Source organism: Paraburkholderia sp. SIMBA_030, assembly GCF_046535245.1.
Taxonomy (GTDB): domain Bacteria; phylum Pseudomonadota; class Gammaproteobacteria; order Burkholderiales; family Burkholderiaceae; genus Paraburkholderia.
This window is the reverse complement of record NZ_JAWRXB010000003.1, coordinates 307,885-327,328: the sequence shown is the minus strand read 5'-3', so window position 1 is coordinate 327,328 and position 19,444 is coordinate 307,885. Positions and strand designations below refer to the sequence as shown.

Below are 19,444 nucleotides of genomic sequence, written 5' to 3'. Positions count from 1 at the left end.
ATGCAGCCGCGTGCGGTCGATGCAGCCGGCGTCGCGCACGAATTGGCGAGTGCAGACGCGCGCATCGTCTCGCTGGTGCCGAGCATCACCGAATTGCTGTTCGCGCTGGGACTCGACAGGCAGATCGTCGGGCGCACGGGCTTTTGCGTGCATCCGCACGACAAGGTGCGGCAGGTGCGCAAAGTCGGCGGCACCAAGGCCGTAAATATCGACGCGATTCGCACGTTGTGCCCCACCCATCTAATCGTCAATATCGACGAAAACGAGCGCGATACCGTCGATCAGTTGCGAGCGTTCGTGCCGCATATCGTCGTCACCCATCCGCAGACGCCGCAAGACAATCTCTCGCTGTACACGCTGCTCGGCGCGATCTTCAACCGCGAGCAGGAAGCCCGGCGCTTGAGCGCGGCGCTCGAAGCGCGCCTGCGCGAAGCCGCGGCGCATGCGTTCCCCGCTCAGAACGTGCTGTATCTGATCTGGCGCGAACCATGGATGACGGTCGCGCGCGACACCTACATCGCCGCGATGCTGCGGCTCGTGAACTGGCGGACACTGCCTGACGTGCACGGCGGAGCGGCAGGCGCCGCGCGCTACCCCACACTGGACTTCGACCGCGCGCCGTGGCTTGCCGAGGTCGACCGCATCCTGCTTTCCAGCGAGCCGTATCGCTTCACGCAGGCCCATTGCGACGCGCTGAAACGCGATCCGCGGCTGGCCGGCAAGCGCATCGAGTTGATCGATGGGGAACTGGTGTCGTGGTACGGCGTGCGCGCGATCGAAGGCATCGGCTATTTGCTGCGCCGCGCCGCTGCGGCATGAGGTGGGATATGAATATGTGGATTAAGTTGTTGTCGCCGCAACCACCCTTCGATAAGCTTTCGCGAAGGCCGAGGCGCGCGGGGATTGGCCGGTAATGCAGCACCGCAGCACCCAAACCATGCGCCAGCGCCGGAAACGTATCACAATAAAGACGGCGGCCACCGGCTAGCCGTCGCCCGTCACCGGAACATAACCACACAACCAGACGCACTGCCTGACTGCGCTCGTTATGGGAGATCTTATGCGCTTCAAACTGCTCGCAGCCGCCGTACTGTTCACGGCGCCCGCGCTCGTGCTCGCCAAACCGCTGACCGTCTGTACCGAGTCGAGCCCGGATGGCTTCGATGTCGTGCAGTTCAATTCGCTGGTGACGACCAACGCGTCGGCCGACGTGATCTTCAATTCGCTGGTCTCGTACGACGAGGCCGCGAAGAAAGTGGTGCCGGCGCTCGCCGACAAATGGGACGTGAGCGCCGACGGCCTCACCTACACGTTCCATCTGCGCCCGAACGTGCAGTTCCAGACCACCGACTACTTCAAGCCCACCCGCGCACTGAACGCCGACGACGTCGTCTTCACGTTCGACCGCATGCTCAACGACAGCAATCCGTGGCACAAGGTGGCGGGCGCGAGCGGCTTCCCGCATGCGCAATCGATGGGTTTGCCGAAACTGATCAAGGCCATCAGCAAGGTCGACGACAACACCGTCAAGTTCGAACTGAACGCGCCGGACGCGACCTTCGTGTCGATCCTGACGATGGGCTTCGCGTCGATCTATTCCGCCGAATACGCCGACCAGTTGCTCAAAGCCGGCAAGCAGGTCGATCTGAACTCGAAGCCGGTCGGCACGGGTCCGTTCGAGCTGAAGAGCTACACGAAAGACGCGGTGATCCGCTACGACGTGAATCCGGCCTACTGGGGTCCGAAGCCGAAGATCGACCGCCTGATCTACGCGATCACGCCAGACGCGACCGTGCGCGCGCAGAAGGTGAAGGCGGGCGAATGCCAGATCGCGTTGTCGCCGAAGCCGCAGGATCTCGCCGAAGCGAAGAGCGACAAGTCGCTCGCCATCGTGCAGACACCCGCCTTCATGACGGCGTTCGTCGCGCTGAATACGCAGAAGAAGCCGCTCGACAACCAGAAGGTCCGTGCCGCGCTGAACATGGCGTTCGACCGCTCCACGTACCTGAAGGCGATCTTCGACAACACCGCGACGCCGGCCGTCAATCCGTATCCGCCAAACACGTGGAGCTACGACAAGGGCGTGAAGGCGTGGCCGTACGATCCCGCGAAGGCGAAGAAACTGCTCGCGGACGCGGGCTATCCGAACGGCTTCGACACGACGATCTGGGTGCGTCCGAACGGCAGCGTGCTGAATCCGAATCCGAAGGCCGGCGCCGAACTGCTGCAAGCAGACTTCGCGAAGATCGGTGTGAAGGCCGACGTGAAGGTGATCGAATGGGGCGAGCTGATCAAGCAGGCCAAGCAGGGCCAGCATGACACGCTGTTCATGGGCTGGGCCGGCGACAACGGCGATCCGGACAACTACCTGTCGCCGCTCTTCAGCTGCAACGCGGTGAAGTCGGGCATCAACTTCGCGCGCTTCTGCGATCAGGATCTGGACAAGCTGATCGCCGACGGCAAGGCCACGCCGGATCAAGCCAAACGCGCGAAGGCGTATGAACAGGCGCAGCAGATCATTCACGATCAGGCGCTGTGGATTCCGCTGGGCTATCCGACCGCCGCGGCGATCACGCGCACGAGCGTGAGCGGTTATCACGTGAGTCCGTTCGGACGGCAAAGCTTTGCGACTGTGGCGGTGCAGTAAAACGGTGCAATAAAGCGGTACATCAGGTGTCAGCCACACCACAAAAAAAGCCCGGTTGCGAAAGCACCGGGCTTTTTTTATCTACCGACGAACGTGATCACGTCGAAAACCGGATCACGCCATCCGCATCATGCGTGCGCTTCAATTCACCCGCGAGCCACAGCAGATGCAAGTGAGCCAACGCCTCGCCCATCGCAAACGTCATCTGGTGAATATCGAGTTCGCGCCTGAACATCAGCGGCACGATGTCCGCCGCGCTCTGCGGCTTCTGCGCGCACGCCTCGCGCACTTCGGCCAGACGCGCGTCGTGATGCTCGCGCAATTGCGTAATGCGCGTGCGCACGCCGCGAAACGGCTTGCCGTGCGACGGCAGCACGAGCGTGTCCTCGGGCATCGTTTCATAGCGGTCGAGCGATTCGAGGTACAGCGCGAGCGGCGAGCCTTCCGGCTCCATGTCGAACACCGACACGTTGGTCGAAATGCGCGGCAGCACCATGTCGCCGGAAATCAGCACGCCCGTCTCTTCGCAGTACAGCGCGCAGTGTTCCGGCGCGTGGCCATAACCGGTCACCACATGCCACGTTTTACCGCCGATCCTCACCGCATCCGCTTCGCGCAGCCGCCGATACTGGCCGGGAATCGCCGGCACGAGGCTCGAATAGTAGCTCTTGCGATTGCGCAGCTTCTCGAGCGACGCCTCATCGTTCACGCCATGCCGCGCGAAGTGGCGCGCCGCGCCCTCGCCGCCCGCATTGGAGCCGTCGCCGGCCGCCATCACCCGGGCCTGCATGTATTCGCCAAGCGTCATCCACAGCCGCACGTCCCAGCGCTTCTTGTCGCCGCCCGCGCAGAGCCAGTGCGCGAGGCCGATGTGATCCGGATGACAATGCGTGACGATCACGCGCAACACCGGCAGTCCGTCGAGTACCGAGTCGAACACTTTCTCCCAGTTCTCCTTGATCGTGTCCGACGTAATGCCGCAGTCGACCACCGTCCAGCCTGGCTGACCGTCGATTTCATCGCGTAGCAGCCAGAGGTTGATGTGGTCGAGTGCGAACGGCAACGGCATACGCAGCCAGAACACGCCTGGCGTGACTTCCATCGCGTGGCCCGCTTCGGGCAAGGTGTCTTTGAACGGATAGTCGAGTTGATGTTCGAGGGCATTCATTGCGGGTGTCTTCCTCCGTCGGTCGCCTGGCATGGCGGGGTATGCGATACCGGGCAGCATGGTTGCGGCATGCTTGCGTCGTGGTTGCGTTCTGGTCAAGTTGACGATAACGTAAACGTCGATTCTATCGTTCAATCCGATTTTCTGCCCGGCCACGGGACGCCCCGATGAATACGCAATACACGATCACCGAGCTCGCGCGGGAATTCGACGTGACGCCGCGCGCGATCCGCTTCTATGAAGACCAGGGTTTACTCTCACCGAGCCGCGAAGGAACGAGCGGCCTGCGGCGCGTCTATTCGGGCCGCGATCGAACCCGCCTGAAGCTGACGTTGCGCGGCAAACGGCTCGGTTTCACGTTGTCGGAAATCCGCGATCTGCTGGACGTTTACGAATCGCCGACCGATACCGTGCCGCAATTGCACGCGTTCCTCGCCACGGTGGCCCGGCATCGCGAGATACTCGAACGTCAGCTGGAAGACCTGAACGCGACGCTCGAAGACCTCGCGCAATACGAAGCCCAGGCGCAGGCGCTGCTCGAAAGCGGCGCACGCGAAACCAAGCCTGCATGAGCAGGCACGAGCCCGATATTTTTTGCCGAAAGTTAAGCCGATTAAGGCATGCCAAACTGCAGCATTGAGCGGAGATAGTCTGAAAGTCGGCGAACGCCGGGCAACGCGCGGAATGCGCGACGGCGCGAGCCGAGCGGCGCGATGCGTCGCAGGCGCACCCGGGCGATACAATCCCGGGTGTCTTCACGACAAGGGACGAATGCACGGTCGACATGAATCACTTCCCCAAACTGCTGTCGTCGCAGATCGGCTTTGACGTTGCGCAGACGATGCTCGAAGGCTTCGATCGGCACTACCGGATCTTTCGTGACGCCGCGATCCATGCCAAGACACTGTTCGAAGCCGCCGACTGGCACGGCCTGCAGAAGCTCGCGCGCGAGCGCATCACCTCGTATGACGAACGCGTCGAGGAATGCGTCGAACTGCTCGAAGACGAGTACGACGCGGAAAACATCGACGACGAAATCTGGCAGCAGATCAAGCTGCACTACATCGGCCTGCTGACCACGCACCGGCAACCCGAGTGCGCGGAGACGTTTTTCAATTCGGTGTGCTGCAAGATTCTGCACCGCTCGTATTTCAACAACGACTTCATTTTCGTGCGCCCGGCGATCTCGACCGAATACCTCGAGAACGACGAGCCGGCCGCGAAGCCGACCTATCGAGCGTATTACCCCGGCAAGGACGGTCTTGCCGCGACGCTCGAACGCATCGTCACGAACTTTCAGCTGGAGCCGCCATTCGAAGACCTGACGCGCGACGTCGGTTGCGTGATGCAGGCGATCCACGACGCGTTCGGCGTCTTCGACGAAGCGCCCAACTTCCAGATTCACGTGCTGTCGTCGCTGTTCTATCGGAACAAGTCGGCGTATATCGTCGGACGGATCATCAATGGCGACTTGCTGCTGCCGTTCGCGGTGCCGCTGCGTCATGTGCAACCGGGTTTGCTGGCGCTCGATACGGTGCTGCTCAAACGCGACCAGTTGCTGATCATCTTCAGCTTCGCGCATTCGTACTTCCTTGTGGATATGGAAGTGCCGTCCGCGTACGTCGAGTTTCTCGGCACGATCATGCAGGGCAAACCGAAGGCGGAAATCTATACGTCGGTCGGCTTGCAGAAACAGGGCAAGAATCTGTTCTATCGCGATCTGCTGCACCATCTGTCGCATTCGAGCGATCAGTTCATCATCGCGCCCGGCATCAAGGGGCTCGTGATGCTGGTGTTCACGCTGCCGTCGTTTCCGTACGTGTTCAAGCTGATCAAAGACAGCTTCCCGCCGCCGAAGGAAACCACCCGCGCGCAGATCAAGGAAAAGTATCAGCTCGTCAAACGGCACGACCGCCTGGGCCGCATGGCCGACACGCTCGAATATTCGAGCGTCGCGTTGCCGGTCTCGCGCCTCGATGAGGCGCTGGTGCGCGAACTCGAAAAGGAAGTGCCCTCGCAGATCGAATACGACGGCGGCAACCTGGTGATTCGCCATATGTATATCGAACGCCGGATGGTGCCGCTCAATCTGTTCCTGCAAAACGGCACCGAGGACGACATCGATCACGGCATCAAGGAATACGGCAACGCGGTGAAGGAACTGATGCAGGCGAACATCTTCCCCGGCGACATGCTGTACAAGAACTTCGGCGTGACGCGTCACGGACGCGTCGTGTTCTACGACTACGATGAAATCGAATATCTGACCGACTGCAACGTGCGCGCGGTGCCGGCGCCACGTAACGAGGAAGACGAAATGTCGAGCGAGCCGTGGTACTCGGTCGGCCCGCACGACATCTTCCCGGAAACGTACGGCACGTTTTTGCTCGGCGACCCACGCGTGCGCCATTCCTTCATGCGGCATCACGCGGACTTTTTCGATCCTGCGTTGTGGCAACGGCACAAGGATCATCTACTGAAAGGCGAACTGCCCGACTTTTTCCCGTACGAGAGCAGCGTGCGCTTTTGCATCCGTTATCCGGAACGCTTCGCCGATGCGGTTGCCGCACTATCGGATACGTCGGAGACCTCGGGTTTGCAAGCAGACCGGCGCACCGTGCGCGTGGCGTGAACATCGCGCGCCGCGCGCATCTTTGAATGCATCGTCCGAACCTTATGTAACGACATCGGCCGGCCAACCGGTCGAGACACCGCCCAGACGCACTATGAACACAAACGCTTCTCCCCTTCCCAATCCGCTCGCGCATCTGTTCGACAACAACGATGCGTGGGTGGCCCGCAAGCTGTCCGAAGACCCCGAATACTTCTCGCGTCTCGCGCACCAGCAGACGCCCGAATACCTGTGGATCGGCTGCTCCGATTCGCGCGTGCCGGCCAATCAGATCATCGGCCTGCCGCCGGGCGAAGTGTTCGTGCACAGAAACATCGCCAACGTGGTGGTGCATACGGATCTGAACTGCCTGTCGGTGATCCAGTTCGCCGTCGACCTGCTGAAGGTCAAGCACATCATGGTGGTCGGCCACTATGGCTGCTCCGGCGTCGGTGCGGCGCTGCACGGCCGTCGCGTGGGTCTGGCCGACAACTGGCTGCATCACGTGCAGGACGTGCGCACCAAGCATGCCGCGCTGATCGAAGAATGGCCGCTCGGCGAAGCGCGCCATCGGCGTCTGGTCGAGCTGAATACGATCGAGCAGGTGGTCAACGTGTGCCGCACCACTATCGTCAACGACGCCTGGGCGCGCGGCCAGGAACTGACGGTGCATGGCTGGGTATATGGCGTGCACGACGGCAAGGTGCGCAATCTCGGCATGACGATCGGCGAGCCGGGCGTGCTCGATCCGAGTTATCAGAATTGCGTCGCGGCAGTGTCGGCAAGCCGCGCGCACCAGGCGGACAACGACGTGGTCGCGGCCGACGCGGCCCAGCTCGGCGATGTGCCGGCGATCGTCGAAGGTGTGATCAAGGAGCTAAAACATGAGTGAGACAAACATGAACGAGACAAAGTCCGATCCGATCGTGATCGTTTCCGCGGCACGCACGCCGATGGCGGCATTTCAGGGCGATTTCGCTTCGCTGACGGCGCCGCAGTTGGGTTCGGTCGTAATCGCAGCCGCGGTGCAGCGCGCGGGCCTGAAGCCCGGGCAGATCGACGAAGTGGTGATGGGCTGCGTGCTGCCCGCCGGTCTCGGCCAGGCACCCGCGCGTCAGGCCGCATTGGGCGCCGGCTTGCCGTTGAGCACCGGCAGCACCACCGTCAACAAGATGTGCGGCTCCGGCATGCGCGCGGCAATGTTCGCGCACGACATGCTGGCTGCGGGTTCGGTCGACGTGATCGTCGCGGGCGGCATGGAGAGCATGACGAACGCGCCGTATCTGCTGCCGAAAGCGCGCGGCGGCATGCGCATGGGCCACGGTCAGGTGATCGACCACATGTTCTACGACGGCCTCGAAGATGCGTACGAGAAAGGCCGCTTGATGGGCACCTTCGCCGAGGAATGCGCGGCATCGTTCGATTTCACGCGTGAAGCGCAGGACGCGTTCGCCATCGAGTCTTTGAATCGTGCGAAGCGCGCGAACGAAGATGGCTCGTTTGCGTGGGAAATCGCACCGGTGAAAATCGAAAGCCGCAAAGGCGAAGTCACTATCGATCACGACGAGCAGCCGTTCAAAGCGAACCTCGAGAAGATTCCCACGCTCAAGCCCGCGTTCAGCAAAACCGGCACGGTGACGGCGGCGAATTCGTCGTCGATTTCGGACGGCGCCGCGGCGCTCGTGATGATGCGCGAATCGACGGCGAAACGCCTGGGTGTCGAGCCGATCGCGCGCGTGGTCGGCCATTCGACCTTCGCGCAGGAGCCGGCGAAGTTCACCACCGCGCCGGTCGGCGCGATCCACAAGCTGTTCGAGAAGAACGGCTGGCGCGCGGACGAAGTCGATCTGTACGAGGTCAACGAGGCGTTCGCGGTGGTGACGATGGCCGCGATGAAAGAACACCATTTACCGCACGACAAGGTCAACGTGAACGGTGGCGCATGTGCGCTCGGCCATCCGATCGGCGCATCGGGCGCGCGGATTCTCGTCACGCTGATCGGCGCACTGAAAAAGCGCGGCGGCAAGCGCGGCGTCGCCACGCTGTGCATCGGCGGCGGCGAAGCGACCGCGATGGGTATCGAACTGGTTTGACGCGTTGCTGGACACGACGAAGGCTTGAGGTGATTCGATGAAGACAGTGTTGATCGTCGGTGCGTCGCGCGGCATCGGCCGGGAATTTGTGCGGCAGTACAAGAAGAGCGGCTGGCGCGTGCTGGCCACCGCGCGCGATGGCGCCGCGCTCGACGCACTAACCGAACTCGGCGCGGAAACCTTCCCGGTCGACGTCACCGTGCCCGAAGAGATCGCCGCGCTCGGCTGGAAGCTCGACGGCGAACGGCTCGATGCGGCGGTGCTGGTCTCGGGCGTGTACGGCCCGCGCACCGAAGGCGTCGAAACGATCACCGCCGAAGACTTCGATCACGTGATGAGCACCAACGTGCGCGGTCCGATGCAATTGATGCCGATCCTCTTGCCGCTCGTCGAAGCAGCCGGCGGCGTGTTCGCAGTGATCTCGAGCAAGATGGGCAGCATCGGCGATGCAAGCGGCACGAGTGGCTGGCTGTATCGCGCGAGCAAGGCGGCGCTGAACGACGCGCTGAAGATCGCATCGCTGGAAGCGAAGCGCGCAACCTGCATCTCGCTTCATCCCGGCTGGGTACGCACCGACATGGGCGGCGCGCAGGCCGCAATCGATCCGGCGCGCAGCGTGACCGGCATGCGTGAAGTGCTCGCGCAGGCCGCCGCCGCGCACGAATCGTTCAACGGCCGCTTCTACCAATACGACGGCACACCACTCGACTGGTGAGGAGACAACACGATGGTGCTTGATCAGGATCACCTGATGGTCCGCGACGCGCTGCGCACCTTCGTGCGCGACGCGGTGACGCCGCACGCGGCGCTGTGGGACCGCGAGCGCAGCTTCCCGAAGGACGTGCATCGCCAGCTCGCCGAACTCGGCGCGTACGGCGTGCTGGTGCCCGAAGCGTACGGCGGCGCCGGCATGGACGCGCTGGCACTCGCGCTGATCCTCGAAGAAATCGCCGCGGGCGACGGCGGCACGTCGACGGCGATCTCCGTCAACAACTGCCCGGTGTGCAGCATCCTGCTGACCTACGGCAACGACGCGCAGAAGCGCGACTGGCTCACGCCGCTCGCACGCGGCGAGATGCTCGGCGCGTTCTGTCTGACCGAACCGCAAGCGGGCTCGGACGCGTCCGCGCTGCGCACCACGGCCACCCGCGACGGCGACGCATACGTGCTGAACGGCGTCAAACAGTTCATCACGAGCGGCAAGAACGGCAACGTCGCGATCGTGATGGCGGTGACCGACAAGACGGCGGGCAAGCGCGGCATCAGCGCGTTTATCGTGCCGACCGATACCAGCGGTTACGTCGTCGCGCGCGTCGAGGACAAGCTCGGCCAGCATTCGTCGGACACCGCGCAAATCCTCTTCGAAGATTGCCGCGTGCCGGCGGCGAATCTGATCGGCGCGGAAGGCGAAGGCTATCGGATTGCGCTGTCGGGGCTCGAAGGCGGGCGCATCGGCATCGCGGCGCAAAGCGTCGGTATGGCGCGCGCCGCGTTCGAAGCGGCGTTGAGCTATGCGAAGGAACGCGAAAGCTTCGGCCAGCCGCTGTTTTCGCACCAGGCCGTGCAGTTCCGTCTCGCCGATATGGCCACGCAACTCGAAGCGGCGCGCCAGTTGATCTGGCACGCGGCTTCCCTGAAAGACGCCGGTCTGCCGTGTTTGACCGAAGCCGCCATGGCCAAGCTGTTCGCGTCGGAAGCAGCCGAGCGGATCTGTTCGGCAGCGCTACAGATTCACGGCGGCTATGGCTATCTGAGCGATTTCCCTGTGGAACGTATTTACCGCGATGTGCGCGTGTGCCAGATCTACGAAGGCACCAGCGACATCCAGAAGATCCTGATCGCACGCGGTCTTGACTGAACGTCTGATGAATAAGCCATTGTTGCCGGTACAACGACCTTCCGACTGTCCCTGCGGCGGCGCTGCGCCCGATCGGCGCGGCACGGCCAAGGCGCCCCGTTTCGCAGCATGCTGTGGCCGATACATCGACGGCGGCGAAGCGGCGCCGCGCGCGCTGGAACTGATGCGCTCGCGCTACAGCGCTTATGTGGTGGGCGCAACGGATTACCTGCGCGCGACCTGGGCGCCGCATACCTGCCCGTCCGACCTCGATGCCAACCCAGACGCGCCCGACGCGCCGCGTTGGCTCGGACTCCAGATCAAGGCGTTCGCCGAAAGCGATGCTGAGCACGCCACGGTGGAATTTGTCGCACGCTATAAGGTGGCTGGCCGCGCGCATCGGCTGCACGAGTTGAGCCGCTTTGTGCGCGGCGAGGACGGACGCTGGCGTTATGTCGATGGCGACGTGAGCGAATAGCACAATCCTTTCTGTGCCTTACAGCGCAACATGAAGACCAGCGCGAAGGACGCCTTGAAGTACATTACGGTGGACTGAATAGCGACGTCACATATGGCCCCCCAAACGGGGGCCTTTTTTCATGTTGGCTCTACGCCACAGCGCGTCCGTGCGCCGAGTGGTGCGGCGATTCCTTCGTGGAGCCAATCACCGCCGGAGCGCCGGTCCCGCGGCCCCATCATCCCCGTTCCCCACGCGGCAATTATTTCGTCGCGGGTTCTCCTTGATTGCACAAAACAAAATTGTCGTGCCAGGATGAGGCCGTAGGTTTGTGACGCCACGTGGCGAGGGCCGGTCGATATCGGTTCCGCAACATGCGCAGGTGCCCAGTCGATAACCCGGTGTCCCGGTTCGGCGGCGGTTCCGGGCAGCAACGACGTGGTGCTCATCTTCGGCGTGTGGGTTTGCGTCGGCCGTTTGGGTTCATCCCGTGCGATCTCGATTAGCGTGCGTGCGCTTGACGCACTACGTACGCGAGTGTGTTTTTGTTTGTCGAAAATGCCGACGAAAGGCAAATGTCAGCAATGGCTTTCGACTGACAAACACCACGGTGTTCAGGGCAGATTTTTGAAGCAGGTGCGTGAATGGTGTTCAGCAAGGTTCTGAAGAAGTGTGCGGTGATCTGTGCAACGGCGACGTGTGCTGTCGCACTCGCGCATGCCGACCCGCTCGCCGACACCCAGGCGGGACCGCTGACCCGCGCTCACGTACCGCGCATTGCTCTGGACGACGATGTCTATCTGCCGAGCGCCGGCCTCAACGAACAGATTGTGCGAGTACCGGTCGATGCTGCCGGCTCGATCACGCTCGAAACGACGATCTACAAACCGGACGGCGCAGGCCCGTTCCCGATGATCGTCTTCAACCACGGCAAGATCCCTGGCGACCCGCGCACGCAGGAACGCAGCGACCCTCGGCCGTTCGCGCGTGAATTCGTGCGGCGCGGCTACGTGGTGGTGGCGCCGAACCGCCAGGGCTTCGGCCGTTCGGACGGCGCCTATCAGCAGGATGGCTGCGACGTCGAGCGCAACGGCATCGGCCAGGCCGGCGACGTGGCCGCGACGATCGACTACATGTCGAAGCAACCGTACGTGGATGCGACGCACATCGTGGTGGCCGGGACCTCGCACGGCGGGCTGGCGACGATGGCTTACGGCACCGAGGCCGCACCTGGCGTTCGCGCATTGATCAATTTCTCCGGCGGGTTGCGGCAGGACGCGTGCACCGACTGGCAGGGCAATTTGACGCGCGCGTTTGGCGCGTATGGCGAGAAGGCCAAGGTGCCGTCGCTGTGGTTGTACGGCGAAAACGATTCGGTCTGGACGCAGTCTTTGGTGGCCGGCATGTATGCCGCTTATGCCGCGCATGGCGCGAGCGCCAAGATGGTGGATTTCGGCAACTACAAGAACGACGCGCACCGGCTGGTCGGCGATCGCGATGGCGTGCAGGTCTGGTGGCCTGCTGTCGAGGCATTCCTGGCTCAGGTGGGAATGCCGACAGGCGTGCAATATCGCGTATCGGATCCTTCCTTGCCGAAGGCTAGCGGGTTTGCTGCGGTCGATGCGGTCAATGCCGTGCCGTTTGTCGACGAAGCCGGACGCAATGGGTATCGGAATTTCTTGCATCAGTATCCTAGCCGCGCGTTTGCTGTTTCGGACACAGGCGCCTGGTCCTGGGCCGAGGGCGGCGATGATCCTATGACGGTGGCCGTTGCCAATTGCCAGAAGCAAAGTTCGGCGCCTTGCCGGTTGTATGCGGTGGACAACTCCGTTGTCTGGGGGGCTCAGTCTTCGCAGACGGCTAGTGGTGGTGATGGTTCTTCTTCTGGCGCTGCCGAGGGGCGTAGGGCTATTGCTAGCCGGGAGTAGTTTTTTTAATGCCTTCGCGGCGCTTTTTGGCTGTGCGCTTGCGGTGTTGGCCTTTTCTTGATTTCTTTTTGGTTTATTAGCGTTCCCCCTGTGCTGTTTGCCTGCCCGGCGCTTTGGTTGTTGTGCCTATGGCGTTGGCCTTTCCTTGATTTGTTATTGGTTTATTAGCGTTCCCCCTGTGCGGGGGGCACCTACTTTTCTTTGCCGGCCGCAAAGAAAAGTAGGCAAAAGAAAGCGGCTCACACCGCTAACTTTTAAGCGGGTCCCCTGGCTTGGAGGGGCCAGTGGAGCATCTGGAATCGGTGCTCTCGCACATTCAGCCTTGGCGACAAGGCCGTCATACTTCCGGCGGCGCTACGCGCGCCGTAGCGGTACTTCTCAAAACCGCTAGCCATGGGTGGCGCCTTTCTTAGCGCATCTTCTCCGCATGTAACGCCCTGCACTCCACCTCACGCCGAGGCGCAGCCGACGGCCCCCACGCCCCCCAAAAAACACCATCGCTTTCCGCGTACCCCATCCACACGTGCAGTGCCGTGGTGCGAAACCGACCAATGGTTTTCGGAAGCACCCTTCGGCGCGCGCAGCGCCGCCGGAAGTATGACGGCCTTGTCACCGGCGTTGAATGTGCGAGGACACCGATTCCAGATGCTCCACTGGCCCCTCCAAGCCAGGGGACCCGCTTAAAAGTTAGCGGTGTGAGCCGCTTTCTTTTGCCTACTTTTCTTTGCGGCCGGCAAAGAAAAGTAGGTGCCCCCCGCACAGGGGGAACGCTAATAAACCAATAACAAATCAAGGAAAGGCCAACGCCATAGGCACAACAACCAAAGCGCCGGGCAGGCAAAAACCCCCAATTCCCGCCCACACCGACCCACTACTTTACCGTCGCTAACTGCACCGATCAGCAACCTACACAGACAAACTGAAACCTGCTGCATCGAACAGCCCCGAACCCCAAGCGCCGCAGGCAAAACCCCCATCCAACCCCTAATGCAGAACAGGAAATAAAGCGCTAATCTCGACCTCGCGAAACCGCCAAGGCCGCGCCCAGCGCAAACAAACCTGCAAAGAAAAGCCAGCCCGCAGCGGCAAAAAAGCACCCCTCGGAGTACCCCTTTGGAAAAGTCAGCAGCAACACCTGAAGACTGGATCACCCGCAGCCTGCGTGCCGTCTGGCACCCCTGCACCCAGATGAAGCACCACGAGCGCCTGCCGCTGATCCCGGTCGCGCGCGGTCAAGGCGCGTGGCTCTACGATCGCGCCGGTCATCGATATCTCGATGCGATCAGCTCCTGGTGGGTCAACCTGTTCGGTCACGCCAACCCGCGCATCAACGCGGCGCTCAAAGACCAGCTCGACACGCTGGAACACGCAATGCTCGCCGGCTGCACGCACGAGCCGGCGATCGAACTCGCCGAGCGCCTCAGCGCGCTGACCCACAACACGCTCGGCCACGCGTTCTTCGCGTCCGATGGCGCGTCCGCGGTCGAAATCGCGCTCAAGATGAGCTTCCATTCGTGGCGCAATCGCGGCTTCGCGGACAAGCAGGAATTCGTCTGCATCGCCAACAGCTATCACGGCGAAACCATCGGCGCGCTCGGCGTCACCGACGTCGCGCTCTTCAAAGACGCCTACGATCCGTTGATCCGCCACGCGCACGTCGTCGCGTCGCCCGATGCGCGCCTCGCGCAACCCGGCGAAACCGCAGCCGATGTCGCGCGCCGTGCACTCGATCACGTTCGCGCGCTGTTCGAAGCCCGCGCCGCCAAAATCGCCGCGCTGATCGTCGAGCCGCTCGTGCAGTGCGCCGCCGGCATGGCGATGCACGACGCGTCGTATATCGCCGGATTGCGCGCGCTGTGCGATCAATACGGCGTGCATCTGATCGCCGATGAAATCGCCGTAGGTTGCGGACGCACCGGCACTTTCTTCGCCTGCGAACAGACCAGTATCTGGCCGGATTTCCTGTGCCTTTCGAAGGGCATCAGCGGCGGCTATCTGCCGTTGTCGATCGTGTTGTCGCGCGATGAAATCTTCGACGCGTTCTATCACGACGACACCGCGCGCGGCTTCCTGCACTCGCACTCGTACACCGGCAATCCGCTCGCGTGCCGTGCGGCGCTCGCCACGCTCGATCTGTTCGCGAGCGACAATGTGCTCGCCGTCAACGCGCAGAAGTCCGCGAAACTGAACGCCGCGCTCGCGCCGCTCGCAGAACATCAGCAAGTGCGCAATCTGCGTCAGTGCGGCACGATCTTCGCGTTCGATGCAGTGATCGACGACCCTGAGCATGCCAAAACATTCTCGCGCCGTTTCTTCGAAAACGCGTTGCAGCGCGAATTGCTGCTGCGCCCGATTTCGACCACGGTGTACCTGATGCCGCCATACATTCTCGACGACGAAGAACTCGCGCTGCTCGCCTCGCGCACCCGCGAGACTTTCGAAGCAACACTTGCGGAGACCCGCTAATGCACTTGCTCGACACGCTCGCCCAAGGACTCAAGGAAATCGACGAACGCGGCCTGCGCCGTCGTCGTCGCACCGCCGATACACCGTGCGCCGCGCATATGACCGTCGATGGCCGCGAGATCATCGGCTTCGCCAGTAACGACTACCTAGGTCTCGCCGCGCATCCGCAATTGATCGCCGCGATCGCCGAAGGCGCGCAGCGCTACGGCGCGGGCAGCGGCGGCTCGCATCTGCTCGGCGGCCACTCGCGCGCGCACGCTCAACTCGAAGACGATCTCGCCGAATTCGTCGGCAGGTTCGTCGACACGCCACGCGCGCTCTACTTCAGCACCGGCTACATGGCCAATCTCGCGACGCTCACCGCGCTCGCGGGCCGCGGCACGACACTGTTCTCCGATGCGCTGAATCACGCTTCCCTGATCGACGGTGCACGCCTGTCGCGCGCCGATGTGCAGATCTATCCGCACGTCGATATGGATGCGTTGAGCGCGATGCTCGACGCGTCGGATGCGGAAGTCAAAGCGATCGTCTCCGATACGGTGTTCAGCATGGACGGCGACGTCGCGCCGCTGCCGCGTCTGCTCGAACTCGCCGAACAGCACGGCGCCTGGCTGATCGTCGACGATGCGCATGGCTTCGGCGTACTCGGCCCGCAAGGACGTGGCGCAGTCGCGCAGGCAGCGCTGCGCTCGCCGAATCTGATTTCGATCGGCACGCTCGGCAAGGCGGCGGGGGTGTCGGGCGCATTCGTCGTCGCGCATGAGACCGTGATCGAATGGCTCGTGCAGCGCGCGCGTCCGTACATTTTCACAACCGCGTCGGTGCCCGCTGCGGCGCACGCGGTGTCGGCGAGTCTGCGCATCATCGGCGGCGAAGAAGGCGATGCGCGGCGCGCGCATTTGCAGCAACTGATCGAACGCACGCGCGCGATGCTGAAGGCGACGCCGTGGTTGCCGGTCGACTCGCATACCGCCGTGCAACCGCTGATCATCGGCGGGAACGAGGCGACGCTGGATATCGCGGCCACGCTCGATCGCGCCGGTTTGTGGGTACCGGCGATCCGTCCGCCGACCGTGCCCGCCGGCACCTCGCGTCTGCGCATTTCACTATCGGCCGCGCATTCGCACGCGGATCTGGACCGGCTCGAAGCAGGCTTGCAACAGCTCGGGGCGAAAGCGGCATGAGCGCCCCGTTATCCCTGTTCGTCACCGGCACCGATACGGAAATCGGCAAGACCTTCGTGTCCGCTGCGCTGCTGCGCGGCTTCGTTCGCGAGGGCCTGCAAGCTGCCGCGCTGAAGCCGATTGCCGCCGGCGCATTCGAATCGAACGGTGTGCTGCACAACGAAGACGCGGACCGACTCGATGCCGCATCGAGCGTCCTGCTGCCGCCCGCGATCCGCACGCCATATCTGCTGAAAGAGCCGGCCGCGCCGCACATCGCCGCCGCGCTGGAAAACGTCACGTTCGATATCGCACGCATTGTCGATTGTCATGCGCAGGCTTTGACACGCGCGGATATCGTCGTGGTGGAAGGCGTGGGCGGCTTTCGCGTGCCGCTGACCGCAACGCAGGACACCGCCGATCTCGCCGTCGCGTTGAAGCTGCCGGTGGTGCTGGTGGTCGGCATGCGGCTCGGCTGCATCAGCCATGCGTTGCTCACCGCCGAAGCGATCGCCGCGCGCGGGCTGACGCTCGCCGGCTGGATCGCGAACCGCGTCGTTCCGGACATGACGTTCCCCGACGAAAACATCGCGTCGATCCGCGAGCACCTCGCGCGTGAATACGATGCGCCGTTGCTCGGCATCGTGCCGCATTTGAACCCGGCTTCGCCGGAACGCGCGGCGGATCAACTCGACATCGACCGACTCCTGCAGACGCTACGCCACGCGCAGCGCTGATCAACCCATTCCATCCATGAGGATTGACGACATGACGCAACTGAACATCGCTCCGACGCCAACCGACCCGGCCACTGCCGGCAACCACACCGCCGCAGGCGCCCAATCGGCCGCGCGCTGGCGCGTCGCCGACATCGTCGCGCTGTACGAACTGCCGTTCAACGACCTGATGTTCCGCGCGCAGCAAACCCATCGCGAGCACTTCGACGCCAACACCGTGCAACTGTCGACGCTGCTGTCGATCAAGACCGGCGGCTGCGAAGAAGATTGCGCGTACTGTCCGCAGTCGGTGCATCACGACACCGGTCTGCAAGCCGACAAGCTGATGCCGGTCGATGAAGTGCTGGCCGCCGCGCGCGTCGCCAAAGAAAACGGCGCGACGCGTTTCTGCATGGGCGCTGCGTGGCGCAATCCGAAAGACCGTCATCTCGAACCGATCAAGGACATGATCCGCGGCGTGAAAGCGATGGGCCTCGAAACCTGTGTGACGCTCGGCATGCTCGAAACCCACCAGGCACAAGGTCTGCGCGAAGCGGGTCTCGATTACTACAACCATAACCTCGATACGTCGCCGGAGTTCTACGGTCAGATCATTTCGACGCGCACGTACCAGGACCGTCTCGACACGCTCGAACGCGTGCGCGATGCGGGCATCAACGTGTGCTGCGGCGGCATTGTCGGACTCGGCGAATCGCGCCGCGAACGCGCCGGTCTGATCGCGCAACTCGCGAACATGGATCCGTATCCGGAATCGGTGCCGATCAACAATCTGGTGCAAGTGGAAGGCACGCCGCTGACCGGCACCGAAGCAATCGATCCGTTCGAGTTCGTGCGCACGATCGCGATTGCACGCATCACGATGCCGCGCGCGATGGTGCGTCTGTCGGCCGGCCGCGAGCAGATGAACGAAGCGTTGCAAGCCATGTGTTTCCTCGCCGGTGCGAATTCGATTTTCTACGGCGATCAATTGCTGACCACCAGCAATCCGCAAGCGGAAGCGGACCGCAGGCTGCTCGAACGCCTCGGCATTCGCGCTGAAGCGGCGCAGCAGATGCCGCTGGATCAGAGCGGCTGCGAGCATGGCTGCGATAAACATGCTGCGGCGAACTAAGTCTAACAACCGCGCCCAATAAAAAGGCCGCCTCGTTCGTTCACGAGGCGGCCTTTTTGCATCGTCGAGCCAAGGATTTACTTTTTGTCCACGATGATCTGATCGAACGTACCGCCATCGGAGAAGTGCGTCTGCTGCGCTTTCTGCCAGTTGCCGAACATCTCTTCGACGGTGAAGGTTTTGATCGGCTTGAACTCAGCGGCGTGCCTGGCCAGCACGATCTTGTCGCGCGGACGCAGATGGTGCTGCGCGATGATCTCCTGCGCGGCCGGCGACCACAGATAGTCGAGATACGCCTGCGCCTGCTTGCGCGTGCCGCGCTTGTCGACCACCTTATCGACGATCGACACGGGCGGCGCAGCCAGCAAGCTGACCGACGGATACACCGCTTCGAAATTGCCCGCACCCACGCCGCTATCGATCAGCGACACTTCGTTCTCGAACGTCACCAGCACGTCACCGATACCGCGTTGCGTGAACGTGGTCGTCGCGCCTCGGCCGCCCGTGTCGAGCACCGGCACGTTCCTGAAGATCGCCTTTTCGAAATCGAGCGCCTGCGCATCGGTCCCGCCGTGCTGCTTGCGATAGCCCCACGCCGCGAGGTACGTGTAGCGGCCGTTACCCGAGGTCTTCGGATTGGCGATCACCACTTGCACGCCGGGTTTGGCGAGATCGTCCCAGTCCTTGATGTGCTTCGGGTTGCCCTTGCGCACGAGGAACACCATCGTCGTGGTGTAGGGCGCGCTGTCGTCCGGCAGACGCGTGCGCCAGTTGGCGGGCACGAGTTGGCCCTTTTCCGCGAGCAGGTCGATATCGTTTGGCTGGTTCATGGTCACGACGTCAGCCTGCAAGCCTTGCAGCACCGACAAGGCCTGCGCGCTCGATGCGCCATGCGACTGGCGGATCGACACGGTCTCGCTGCTCTTCTGCTTGTACGCCGTGATAAAGCCGGCGTTGATGTCCTTGTACAGCTCGCGCGTCACGTCATATGACACGTTGAGCAGCGATGTGTCCGCGTACGCGGTTGAAACGCCGCCGAGCGCGAGCGTCATTGCCGTCATGCCGGCTACCAGCCAGCGCGATATCCCCGTCTTGCCTGCCATCCTGCCCCCGCCTATCGATGATGAAACCTGTGGCTGCACGAAGATGCAGCGTGAAGCGGGATTCTAACGGGTCGCTTACGCGTTCACCGGGCCGTCCATGCACCCGGCTACCGATGCTCGAAC

Annotated in this window: 16 protein-coding genes; 14 read left to right on the top strand and 2 right to left on the bottom strand. The window is 62.8% G+C overall.

What is annotated here, in order from left to right; all coding sequences use genetic code 11:
• Both SB772_RS06805 and SB772_RS06800 read left to right on the top strand, forming a co-directional pair.
• Entirely contained in the window at positions 1-819 is an 819-nt protein-coding gene (locus SB772_RS06805; protein ID WP_410832510.1) for a helical backbone metal receptor, read from the top strand.
• 241 nt (positions 820-1,060) lie between these two features.
• Positions 1,061-2,647, top strand: coding sequence for an ABC transporter substrate-binding protein (locus tag SB772_RS06800; protein WP_410832509.1), 1,587 nt, complete (start codon positions 1,061-1,063; stop codon positions 2,645-2,647).
• Positions 2,648-2,744: 97 nt separating this feature from the next.
• Here SB772_RS06800 and SB772_RS06795 read toward each other — a convergent pair whose 3' ends face one another.
• Positions 2,745-3,815, bottom strand: coding sequence for an MBL fold metallo-hydrolase (locus SB772_RS06795; RefSeq protein ID WP_410832508.1), 1,071 nt, complete (start codon positions 3,813-3,815; stop codon positions 2,745-2,747).
• A gap of 167 nt (positions 3,816-3,982) precedes the next feature.
• Between SB772_RS06795 and SB772_RS06790 the strand changes: the two genes are divergently transcribed.
• The 12 genes from SB772_RS06790 to bioB all read left to right on the top strand — a co-directional run bounded on the left by SB772_RS06790 (position 3,983) and on the right by bioB (position 18,218).
• Positions 3,983-4,387 carry a MerR family transcriptional regulator gene (locus SB772_RS06790; protein ID WP_410832507.1) on the top strand — a complete coding sequence of 135 codons (405 nt, stop codon included), beginning with the start codon at positions 3,983-3,985 and terminating at the stop codon, positions 4,385-4,387.
• 212 nt (positions 4,388-4,599) lie between these two features.
• Complete coding sequence (gene aceK / locus SB772_RS06785) at positions 4,600-6,447, top strand: bifunctional isocitrate dehydrogenase kinase/phosphatase (protein ID WP_410832506.1); 1,848 nt, start codon at positions 4,600-4,602, stop codon at positions 6,445-6,447.
• Positions 6,448-6,541: 94 nt separating this feature from the next.
• Complete coding sequence (gene can / locus SB772_RS06780; protein ID WP_410832505.1) at positions 6,542-7,318, top strand: carbonate dehydratase; 777 nt, start codon at positions 6,542-6,544, stop codon at positions 7,316-7,318.
• Complete coding sequence (locus SB772_RS06775) at positions 7,311-8,519, top strand: acetyl-CoA C-acetyltransferase (protein WP_410832504.1); 1,209 nt, start codon at positions 7,311-7,313, stop codon at positions 8,517-8,519. Before can ends, SB772_RS06775 begins: the two co-directional genes overlap by 8 nt.
• Before the next feature lie 37 nt (positions 8,520-8,556).
• Positions 8,557-9,234, top strand: coding sequence for an SDR family oxidoreductase (locus SB772_RS06770; protein WP_410832503.1), 678 nt, complete (start codon positions 8,557-8,559; stop codon positions 9,232-9,234).
• 12 nt (positions 9,235-9,246) lie between these two features.
• On the top strand, positions 9,247-10,377 hold the full coding sequence (locus tag SB772_RS06765; protein ID WP_410832502.1) for an acyl-CoA dehydrogenase family protein: 1,131 nt from the start codon (positions 9,247-9,249) through the stop codon (positions 10,375-10,377).
• 7 nt (positions 10,378-10,384) lie between these two features.
• Positions 10,385-10,834 (top strand): YchJ family protein, encoded by a 450-nt coding sequence (locus SB772_RS06760; RefSeq protein ID WP_410832501.1) that lies wholly within the window; start codon positions 10,385-10,387, stop codon positions 10,832-10,834.
• Between the two features lie 623 nt (positions 10,835-11,457).
• Positions 11,458-12,741, top strand: coding sequence for a dienelactone hydrolase family protein (locus SB772_RS06755; RefSeq protein ID WP_410832500.1), 1,284 nt, complete (start codon positions 11,458-11,460; stop codon positions 12,739-12,741).
• Between the two features lie 1,113 nt (positions 12,742-13,854).
• Positions 13,855-15,207 carry an adenosylmethionine--8-amino-7-oxononanoate transaminase gene (bioA, locus tag SB772_RS06750; RefSeq protein WP_410832499.1) on the top strand — a complete coding sequence of 451 codons (1,353 nt, stop codon included), beginning with the start codon at positions 13,855-13,857 and terminating at the stop codon, positions 15,205-15,207.
• On the top strand, positions 15,207-16,391 hold the full coding sequence (gene bioF, locus SB772_RS06745) for an 8-amino-7-oxononanoate synthase (RefSeq protein WP_410832498.1): 1,185 nt from the start codon (positions 15,207-15,209) through the stop codon (positions 16,389-16,391). Before bioA ends, bioF begins: the two co-directional genes overlap by 1 nt.
• Positions 16,388-17,107 carry a dethiobiotin synthase gene (gene bioD / locus SB772_RS06740; RefSeq protein ID WP_410832497.1) on the top strand — a complete coding sequence of 240 codons (720 nt, stop codon included), beginning with the start codon at positions 16,388-16,390 and terminating at the stop codon, positions 17,105-17,107. The genes bioF and bioD overlap by 4 nt, the downstream gene beginning before the upstream one ends.
• Positions 17,108-17,138: 31 nt before the next feature.
• Complete coding sequence (gene bioB / locus SB772_RS06735; RefSeq protein WP_410832496.1) at positions 17,139-18,218, top strand: biotin synthase BioB; 1,080 nt, start codon at positions 17,139-17,141, stop codon at positions 18,216-18,218.
• Positions 18,219-18,295: 77 nt separating this feature from the next.
• Here the strand turns inward: bioB and SB772_RS06730 are convergent, their stop codons facing one another.
• Complete coding sequence (locus tag SB772_RS06730) at positions 18,296-19,321, bottom strand: sulfate ABC transporter substrate-binding protein (protein WP_410832495.1); 1,026 nt, start codon at positions 19,319-19,321, stop codon at positions 18,296-18,298.
• Between the last annotated feature and the right edge of the window lie 123 nt (positions 19,322-19,444).